At 66.2% G+C, this 9,296-nt stretch carries 9 protein-coding genes, 1 tRNA gene and 1 pseudogene; 5 read left to right on the plus strand and 6 right to left on the minus strand.

The window, feature by feature from the left end:
• Nucleotides 1–37 precede the first annotated feature (37 nt).
• Genes Q1V87_RS12200 through Q1V87_RS12220 form a run of 5 tightly spaced genes read right to left on the minus strand, consistent with a single transcriptional unit; the run spans nt 38 to nt 4,768 of the window.
• Nucleotides 38–1,153: a branched-chain amino acid ABC transporter permease gene (locus tag Q1V87_RS12200; RefSeq protein ID WP_300593257.1), complete on the minus strand. Its 1,116-nt coding sequence runs from the start codon at nt 1,151–1,153 to the stop codon at nt 38–40.
• The gene (locus Q1V87_RS12205; RefSeq protein ID WP_292712193.1) at nt 1,150–2,025 is read right to left on the minus strand and encodes a branched-chain amino acid ABC transporter permease; all 876 of its coding nucleotides are present in this window, start codon (nt 2,023–2,025) and stop codon (nt 1,150–1,152) included. Before Q1V87_RS12205 ends, Q1V87_RS12200 begins: the two co-directional genes overlap by 4 nt.
• On the minus strand, nt 2,022–2,765 hold the full coding sequence (locus Q1V87_RS12210; protein WP_300593259.1) for an ABC transporter ATP-binding protein: 744 nt from the start codon (nt 2,763–2,765) through the stop codon (nt 2,022–2,024). The genes Q1V87_RS12205 and Q1V87_RS12210 overlap by 4 nt, the downstream gene beginning before the upstream one ends.
• Nucleotides 2,762–3,553 (minus strand): ABC transporter ATP-binding protein, encoded by a 792-nt coding sequence (locus Q1V87_RS12215; RefSeq protein ID WP_292712189.1) that lies wholly within the window; start codon nt 3,551–3,553, stop codon nt 2,762–2,764. The genes Q1V87_RS12210 and Q1V87_RS12215 overlap by 4 nt, the downstream gene beginning before the upstream one ends.
• A gap of 12 nt (nt 3,554–3,565) precedes the next feature.
• The gene (locus tag Q1V87_RS12220; protein ID WP_292712286.1) at nt 3,566–4,768 is read right to left on the minus strand and encodes a substrate-binding domain-containing protein; all 1,203 of its coding nucleotides are present in this window, start codon (nt 4,766–4,768) and stop codon (nt 3,566–3,568) included.
• Between the two features lie 179 nt (nt 4,769–4,947).
• On the opposite strand from Q1V87_RS12220, the gene Q1V87_RS12225 reads away from it, so the two are divergent.
• Nucleotides 4,948–5,394, plus strand: coding sequence for a MarR family transcriptional regulator (locus Q1V87_RS12225; protein ID WP_292712187.1), 447 nt, complete (start codon nt 4,948–4,950; stop codon nt 5,392–5,394).
• Entirely contained in the window at nt 5,391–6,632 is a 1,242-nt protein-coding gene (locus tag Q1V87_RS12230; RefSeq protein WP_300593264.1) for an MFS transporter, read from the plus strand. The genes Q1V87_RS12225 and Q1V87_RS12230 overlap by 4 nt, the downstream gene beginning before the upstream one ends.
• A 227-nt stretch (nt 6,633–6,859) precedes the next feature.
• On the opposite strand, the gene Q1V87_RS12235 is transcribed toward Q1V87_RS12230, so the two are convergent.
• Nucleotides 6,860–6,935 (minus strand) — tRNA-Lys (locus Q1V87_RS12235).
• A gap of 123 nt (nt 6,936–7,058) precedes the next feature.
• Between Q1V87_RS12235 and Q1V87_RS12240 the strand changes: the two genes are divergently transcribed.
• The 3 genes and pseudogenes from Q1V87_RS12240 to Q1V87_RS12250 all read left to right on the plus strand — a co-directional run.
• On the plus strand, nt 7,059–7,880 hold the full coding sequence (locus Q1V87_RS12240; protein ID WP_300593269.1) for an inositol monophosphatase family protein: 822 nt from the start codon (nt 7,059–7,061) through the stop codon (nt 7,878–7,880).
• Nucleotides 7,877–8,458, plus strand: a complete 582-nt coding sequence (locus Q1V87_RS12245) for a hypothetical protein (RefSeq protein WP_300593266.1) — start codon at nt 7,877–7,879, stop codon at nt 8,456–8,458. Before Q1V87_RS12240 ends, Q1V87_RS12245 begins: the two co-directional genes overlap by 4 nt.
• Before the next feature lie 72 nt (nt 8,459–8,530).
• Nucleotides 8,531–9,296 (plus strand): annotated as a pseudogene (locus Q1V87_RS12250) (hypothetical protein); the annotation flags it as partial.

The raw sequence follows: 9,296 nt of genomic DNA on the forward strand, positions 1-9,296 counted from the left end.
CGGCCGATCGTGTGCGACTCGTCTTGTACGTCGTTGCTCACGCTCGAACCTCCGAGGCACCGACCGCGTCGGCATCTGCCTCCGCGTCGTCGATGCTCCGCAGACTATCGCGCACGTGGCGTTCGCCGTGACGACGACGCCACCAGCCATCGATCGTGCCGGCGATGCCACCGGGCAGGAACATGACGACGATGATGAACAGTGCACCAAGCAGGAACAGCGGCTCCGACAGGGGGATGCGCAGGAAGTCGGGAAGCGACGCGATCGCTTCGGACCCGGCGAGAACCGTGAGTCGCTGATCGAGCAGGGTGTACAGCACTCCCCCGACGATCGCACCCCACCGGAATCCGACGCCACCGAGCACGACCATGACGAGCACCGTGATGGTGAGATCGGCAGAGACGGAGCGCGGAACTGTTCCCGACTGCAGCAGCATGTAGGCGACCCCGGCCAGGCTCGCGAGCACCGCGGCGATCACGAAGACGATGAGTCGCACCCGGTAGGGCCGCAGGCCCAGGACCCGAACGCGCTGCTCGTTCTCGCGGGTGGCCCGGGCGAGGTGACCGAGGCGAGAGGTATCGACCCAGAGCGTCACGAGGTACACGATCACCAATACCGCTAGGGCGAACCAATACAGGTTGCGCGTGTTGATCACGCCGACGAGGAATTCGGGAACCTGCTCGGTGTTCAGGCTCAGCCCCTCCTCACCGCCCGTGATCGCGGAATTGCGGCGGACGAGCACGGAGCCGGCCTGCGCGAACGCGAGCGTGACCATCGCGAAGGGGATTCCCGAGACGCGCATGGCGACCGCGCCCGTGACGAAGGCGATGATCATTCCTCCGATCAGGGCCACGAACACGCCGGGGAACAGGGGTACCCCGAAGTGCTCGAGCGCGATGCCGAGGCCATAGGCACCGGCGCCGAAATAGAGGGCGTGCCCGAAAGACAGCATCCCGGAGGTCCCCAGCAGCAGGTTGTACGACAGTGCGAGCGAGGCGAACACCATGCACAGCGAGAGCAGCGCGAGGGTGCCGGGCTGGTAGGTGGGGGTCGGAAGGATGCCGGGAATCGAGATGTTCAGCAGCGGCAGAACCGCCATGAAGATCACGAGCCCGACGCCGACGAGGGCCGGCCAGTATCGACGGATGCTCATGCCTTCCTCCCGAGAAGTCCAGAGGGTCGTACGAGCAGCACGACCGCCAGCAGGATGACGACGATGAAGTCTCCGGTGCCGCCGAGGTAGAAGTTCGCGAACTGCTGCAGCACGGCAACCAGCACGGATGCCACCGCCGCCCCAGTCAGCGACCCGAGGCCGCCGACGACCGTGACGATGAACGCGAAGATCAGCAGCGTCGATCCGAGGTGCGCCGAGACGAAGGTCGAGTAGTGCATCGCCAGCACGCCGCCGATGCCGGCAGCTGCCCCACCGATCGCGAAGACGAGTGTGAACGAGCGCCGGACGTCGATCCCGAGCGCCGTCACCATCGAGCGGTTCTCGACGCCGGCGCGGATGATCATGCCGTACCTCGTCTTCTTGAGGAACAGCACCAGTGCTGCCAGAACGAGTCCGGCGGCGAGCATCAGGATCCAGTACACGTTGGGGATGCGTGCACCGAGGATCTCGGTCGTTTCTTTGAGCCACGGCGGCCCCGAGATCGGAATGGCGTCAGTGCCCCACACCCCTTCGAACAGGGCGACGGCAGCAAAGGAGAGTCCTACCGTGACGAGCACTTGCTCGATGTGTCGCTCGTAGAGGGGGCGGATCAGGACGAGTTCGGTGAGAGTCGCGAAAACGGCACCGACGGCGGCGCCGACCAGGATTGAGACCAGGAACGACCACCAGGACTCGGTCCCGAGCGCCTGCGCGACCATCCATCCGAGGAAGGCGCTGAGGGTCAGGAACGCACCGTGCGCGAAGTTGAGGACGTGCATGAGGCCATAGATGAGGCTCAGCCCCGAGGCGACGAGGAAGTAGAGGGCGCCGAGACCGACACCGGTCACGAGCGTCAGGATGATGGTGCTCACGAGTGCGCCTCCGAGGATGGTGCGGTTCCGGCATCCGCCTGCCACTCGGCGTGGACACCGAGCAAGCGCTGGGTGAGGTCCTCGTCGTCGAGGATCTCGCGGGCGGGTCCGACGTGGACGACGCGGCCGCTGTCGATGACGATCGCATCGTGCGCGAGGCGCTTCACGACCTCGAGGTTCTGTTCGACCAGCAGGATCGGCACCGTCTTGGCAGCCTCTTCAAGGGCGTCAGCCACCTCGGTGACGATCTTGGGGGCGAGGCCTTTGGTCGGCTCGTCGACCAGCAGCAGTTGGTTGTCGTTCATCAGTGCTCGGGCGACCGAGACCATCTGCTGCTGTCCGCCAGACAGCGTGCCCGCCATCTGATCGCGACGGTTCACGAGGTCAGGGAAGAGCTCGGCGACGAACTCGCGTCGCGGGTTGCGCTGCCGTTCGGCCAACGCAAGGTTCTCGGCGACCGTGAGCTTGGCGAACACTTCACGGTCTTCCGGGACGTACCCGACGCCGCGCTGGACGATGCGGTGGGTGGGAAGCCCGTCGATCCGTTCGCCGGCAAGACGGACCTCGCCGCGGCGATGAATGAGTCCCAGGATGCCGCGCAGCGTCGAGGTCTTGCCGACACCGTTGCGGCCGAGGACTGCCGTGATTCCGGTGGCCGGAACCGAGAAGGTCACGCTCTCGACGACAGGTTGCCCAGCGATCGAGCAGCGCAGGTCGCTGACGTCGAGGATGGCGCTCATGCGGCGTTCCCGAGGTAGGCGCTCTGCACGAGCGGGTTGGCCATGATCTCTGCGGGTGAGTCGAACGCAATGATCGAGCCGAAGTACATCACGGCGACCTTCTCAACGAGCCCCATCAGCACGTCGATGTGGTGTTCGACCATCAGAACCGTGCATCCGGTTCTCTCCTGCAGCTCACGGATGTTGTCGACCAGGCCCGCGACATCGCCGGATGCCACGCCGGCCATCGGCTCATCGAGCAGCACGATCTTCGAATCCATCGCCAGGAGTACCGCGATCTCGAGCTTGCGCTTGTCACCGTGCGAGATGTCTCCCGCTGGCGTCAGGAGCTTGTGTGTCAGGCCCACTTCCTCGAGGTTCTGCAAGGCGCGCCGGGTTGCGGCATCCTTGCTCGCCGGAAAGTGGAAGAGCGAGTAGTCGTGCCCGACAGCCACCTGGGCGGCGAGCCTCACGTTCTCGAGCACGCTGAGCTTGGGAAACAGGCTCGAGGTTTGGAAGGTGCGCCCCAGCCCCGCCCGCGCCCGGGCGGGCACAGACATCCTCGTGATGTCTTCACCGTTCATCAGAACCCGACCTGCTGTGGGGGTCATGATGCCGGAGACGACGTTGAACAGCGTGGTTTTGCCCGCACCGTTCGGCCCGATGACGCCTACCAGGGAACCCGGGGCCACATCGAGGTCGACATCCTTCAGAATTGTCGCGCCGCCGATCTGCAGACCCAGCTTCTCCACCCGCAGGGCAGAGGGAGCCGGATGCTGCGCGGGCGCGGACGGAACCGGAGTGCTCATTGGTTCTCGGCCTTACTGCGCTTCGGCGGGGGCTACCGCGTCGGCAGACACCGTGTCGATCAGCTCGGGAACGAAGCTGCCACCGTCGGCGACGAGCTTGACCTGGTACATCTCCTGCAGCAGCGCGTGGTCACCCGCGCGCACAGTCAGGGTGCCCTTCGGACCGTCGAAGGAGTAGCCCTCGAGGGCCGCGATCATCGCATCGACGTCACCCTGGCCCTCGTCGATCGCGTGAACGATCATGAGCGCCGCGTTGAAGCCGTCGGGGCTGAAGAGATCGGGCGTGCAGCCGTCCTCTTCGAGCAGGCTGATCATCTCGGTGTTGACGGCGTTGTCGGGGGCGCCGGGGAAGTAGTAGTTCAGGAAGTTGATCTTCTCCGAAGCCTCACCGTACGCGCCGAACGTCGCGGAGTCGCCGAGGCCGGTGACCACCGGAATCGCGTCGAGCACACCTTGCTGGCTCATCGCCTGCCACATCGCGCCCGAGGTTGCCCCTGCCCATGCGACGAAGACGAGGTCGGGGTTGCCTGCGAGCACCTGCTGCGCGAACGGTGTGAACTCCGTGACGTCCTCGGCAACGAGCACCGAGTTGACCGTCGCACCCTGGCCACCGAGGATCGACTCGACTGCGGCGACGTTGCCCTGACCGAACGCGGTGTCTTGCGCGAAGACGGTCACCGTCTTGCCTTCGATGTCGTCGAGGAAGGTGCCTGCCGTCGCAACATCCTGCGAGCTCTGGCGGCCCGAGCGGAACGTGTAGTCATTGATGCCGGTGATTCCGTCGGCCGCCGCAGGACCGGAAATGTAGAGAACCTTGTTCTGTTCGGCCTGCTCCGCAACCGCCAGCGCCACACCCGATGATGCCGTGCCAGCGATGATGTTGACGCCGTCACCGATGAGTTCTTTCACGGCGGTCACAGCCTTGTCGGGATCGCCGGCGTCGTCACGGTATTCGACGTTGATCGTCGTGCCGTTGATCTCGTTCGTCCCGTCGGTCGCGTACGACATCCCGGCGCGGAAACCGCACAGGTACTGCTCGCCGTACCCGGCAAGTGGACCGCTTTCGCTCGAGACGATGCCGACAGTGACCTCGGAGGGTCCCGCCGTCTCGCTGCCACCGGCGTCGCCGCCGTCGGCCTGCGGCGCACAGGCCGCCATAACAAGGGCGCTGGTGGCGACCACCGTGCCCAGGAGCAACTTCTTCGTAACCCGCATGTGCGTGCCTTTCACCGTTGGAAGGGGCATACCTGAAAGCTGATTCAGGTGGCACCTACAGTAGGTCACGGAGTGGCGCGGGGCAAGTCGTGGCAGCGGGATGTCGGCATCCGTTACCCATTCGCGACCGATCGCATTTACATACCTGCGTTATATATCGGAGGTATATAGTCGAGACCGTGACAGACCCCGGCCCCATCGAGACGATCATCAGCGCGGCCTACTCACTGGGTCGCATCGCGGCACACCGCACCGGAAACGACACCCCCGCGGCGCAGTGGCGGGCTCTTGCCACCCTGGAGCGGGAGGGCGCGCTTCGGATCGGCGAACTGGCTTCGGCCGCGCGAACGACGCAGCCCGGGATGACGCGCTTGATCGGCCAGATGGCGGATGAGGCGCTCGTGACCCGCTCCCCTGACCCCGACGACTCACGCGCGACCGTGGTGCGCATCACCGCGGATGGGCGAGGAGCCCTTGCGCGCTGGCGGGCACAGCTGAGCGAGACACTCGCACCCCTGTTCGCCGATCTCACCGAAGACGACCGTGCCGCGCTCGAGCGCACTGCTCAGCTGCTGCGCGAACGCACGATCGAGGTCCCCCTCAACACATCAGGACGGAACCAGTGACCGCATCCACCCACGCCCCGACATCCGCCGCGTCGGTCTGGCGCCAGCCGGCACAGGTGTGGGCCGTTGCGTTCGCCTGTGTCGTCGCGTTCATGGGAATCGGCTTGGTCGACCCGATCCTCCCGGCGATCGCCGCCTCGCTCGACGCGACACCCGTGGAGACCGAGCTGTTGTTCACCAGCTATCTGCTGGTCACGGGGCTTGCGATGCTCGTGACCAGTTGGGTCTCGAGCCGGATCGGCACCAAGGCCACCCTCATGACGGGACTCGGGCTCATCGTGGTCTTCTCTCTGCTGTCGGCACTGTCCGGCAGCGTCGACGCGATCATCGGCTTCCGCGCTGGCTGGGGACTCGGCAACGCCCTGTTCATCTCCACTGCTTTGGCGACGATCGTCGGGGCGGCCATAGGTGGGAGCGGCGCGGCGATCGTCCTCTACGAGGCCGCCCTGGGCTTGGGTATCGCGATCGGGCCGCTCCTCGGTGGCCTTCTCGGCGAGGTCAGCTGGCGCGGGCCGTTCTTCGGGGTGGTGGTGCTCATGGCGATCGCCTTCATCGCGGTCGCCGTGCTCGTGCGCGGGACCGGTGAACGGCGAACCCCCATCCCCCTGTCGGCACCGATACGGGCACTGCGCACCCCCGCCCTTGCCGTGCTTGCTGCCGCCGCCCTGTTCTACAACATCGGGTTCTTCATCCTGCTGGCCTTCTCGCCGTTCCCGCTCGGCTTCGGCGCAATGGGGATCGGGCTGACCTTCTTTGGCTGGGGCGTTGCACTCGCGATCACGAGCGTCTGGGTCGCGCCTGCGCTCGCGCGACGGATGCCTCGCACAGCGATCATGCAGGCCGTGCTGGCACTGCTTGCCGTCGACCTGCTGGTCGCCGGGCTGCTGGTCGAGTCGGCGGCGGCTCTGGTCACCTGCATCGTCGTCGGCGGGCTTCTACTCGGCGTCATGAACACGGTGCTCACGGAGTCGGTCATGGAAGCCACAGACCACCCCCGGGCCGTCGCTTCGTCGGCGTACTCTGCGGTGCGCTTCCTCGGCGGTGCGGCCGCTCCCCCGCTTGCCGCACTCCTGTGGCATGCGTTCTCGGCGAGCGTGCCGTACTACGTCGCCGCCGTCGCGGTTCTGGTGTCGGGACTGATCATCCTGCTCGGGCGCGGAGCCCTTACCCGCATCGACGGTCACGTCGCCGATGTGCAGGAGGAAGGCGCAGCAGTGCTCATCGGAGACGCCGGCTAGGCATCCTGCGGAGAGGTTCGCGCGAAGACAGAAACGCGGCCCGGGGAGAAATTCTCACCCGGGCCGCCTTCTTCGCGATTACCCGAATATCGCGAAGGTGTTGCTCTGACAACGAATCTACCTTTAGCGCCGGCTATGCGAACGCTATGTGAGAGCACTCTCACGCGAGGGGGTCGGATGCAGCGGCGCAGGCATCGCGGAAGCAACACGCGAGAGCGATGACAAGGTGGTGCACCCCCAGGGACTTGAACCCTGAACCCACTGATTAAGAGTCAGTTGCTCTGCCGATTGAGCTAGAGGTGCGGAGGTTTGCGACGCTCAGATTGCGCGGCGAACCGAGGGTCTACTCTAGCATCACGATTACGTCACCGAGAAATCGCGGGAGGCGCCGCCGCCTATCCTTGGTCTGTGAGCTTCTCTCCCGCGATGAACAGCTTTGACGCACCCTTCGACGGCGATCTCTCGGCAGAACTCGACCTCGCGCTGCGGCTCGCGGATGCCGCTGACGCCGTGTCAATGGCCCGGTTCGACGCGGCTGATCTCGACATCCGTGTCAAGCCTGATGCCACGCACGTGACGGAGGCTGACCTGGCCACGGAGCGGGCCATCCGCGACATCCTGGAGTCCGAGAGGCCGACGGATGGGATCTTCGGCGAGGAGTTCGGGGCATCAGGCAACGAGGCACGGCAGTGGATCATCGATCCGATCGACGGCACAGCGAACTATCTCAAGGGAATCCCGATGTGGGCGACGCTCATCGCCCTCGCGATCGACGGCGTGCCCCGTGTCGGTGTCGTCAGCCAGCCCGCGCTCGGGCGCCTCTGGTGGGGCGCTACCGGGCTCGGTGCGTGGACCGCGAACCCATCGGGTGAAGCGACTCGGCTGCAAGTATCCGACATCGACTCCCTCGACAGGGCGAGCGTCAGCTTCCAGAGCATCGGGCAGTGGGACGAAGTGGGTCGTGTCGATAACCTCATTCGCCTGACCCGCGCCGTGTGGCGGGACCGCGGATATGGCGACGCCTGGCCCTACATGCTGCTGGCCGAGGGCCGCCTCGAGATGGTCGCCGAGTTCGGTGTGAAGGAGTACGACATCGCTCCCTACGTTCCGATCCTGCAGGAAGCCGGCGGCCGGTTCACGGCGGTCGATGGCACTCACACGCTGAGTGACCGATCCGGAATCGCCACGAACGGCATCCTGCACGACGCCTTTATCGACCTGCTGCGTGGCGACGAGGCGGCGTCATGATCACCCGAGCACCGCGCGCGGCGCTGCTGGCACCGATCCTGCTGGCGGCACTGGTCCTTGCTGCGTGCTCGACAACCCCCACTCCGGAGCCCACGTCGGCAACCACCGAATCCGCCCCGCCCGCAGGGCCGATCGAGACCCCGGATGCCTCCCCCAGCTCAACAGCAGAGGCATCAGCACCGACGTGCGACACGCTCATCTCCGCCTCACTGGTCGACGAACTCACCAGCTACGGATGGACCTCGCGGGCCGACGATTTCCTCGTCGGCGCGACGGTCGTCGAGGGAGGCCTGCAGTGCACGTGGGCGGACTTCGACGGGCCCGCGACCGACAACCTGCTGCTCTTCGGGTGGGCACCGATCGCCAGCAGCGAGGCAACGCGCCTGCAGACCGAACTCATCGGTCAAGGCTGGCTGCGCGAGGACGGCGCCCAAGGCACCTACATCACGACAGACCCGCAATACGCCGTCGCGGTCGATGAGGACGGGTACGGCATGACCTACCTGTTCGGCGACGGATGGGTGACTGTGGCACTGACCAAGCAAGGCCTCGTGCTGATCGAACGACCCGACGCGTGAGTTCGCTCCGGTTGAGCCGCGCCGTTCCGATAAAGTCAGAGCACTGTCGCCTGACCCGAACGGACGGCATCGATGCCCGGACTGTCCCGCCGCCACTTCCTTACCGGCGTTGCAGCGCTCGCTGCCGCCACCGGACTGAACGTCGACGTGCTCGGACGCGGTCTTGCGGCGCGCGCGCAGACGACAGCACAGACCGCTGCCGGCATCCCGACGACCCTGCAGCAGACGATCCTGCAGGGCAGCGTCATCCAGGGGTCCTACCGGGGACTCGTGACCGGGCCGGGCGAGCCGTACATCCCTCGTCTCGACATCCTGCGTGCCGCGCCCGCGGGCGCGCGCACGACGGCACGACGCTCGCTGCTGTACCTCGGGCACCTCTCTGATCTGCACGTCATCGACGCACAGTCCCCCGGCCGCATCGAGCCGATGATCGTGCAAGACCACTCGGCGTGGGGCTCCGCGTTCCACCCGCAGGATCCACTGAGCCCACATGCGACAGCAGCAATGGTGCAGGCATTCTCGGATGCCCGGTACAGCCCTCTCACGGGCGCGCCGATGAGCGCCGCGATCGTCACCGGCGACTCCGCCGACATGCACTCGCACATGGAGCTGCGGTGGTACATCGATCTCATGGACGGCCTGAGCGTCGATCCCGCCTACGCGAGCTCGAGCTACCAGGGTGTGCAGGCCTGGGCCGAAGCCACGTGGGCGTACCGACCTGGTGACCCGAGCGGCGGCGCCTTCGGCGACTACGGGTTCCCGCAGCTTCCGGATCTGCTCTCGCAGGCGATCGCGAAGCCTGTCGACTCCGTCGGCCTGCCCGCCCCCTGGTACGCCG

Origin of the sequence: Microbacterium sp. (assembly GCF_030149085.1) — a bacterium.
Lineage (GTDB): Bacteria > Actinomycetota > Actinomycetes > Actinomycetales > Microbacteriaceae > Microbacterium.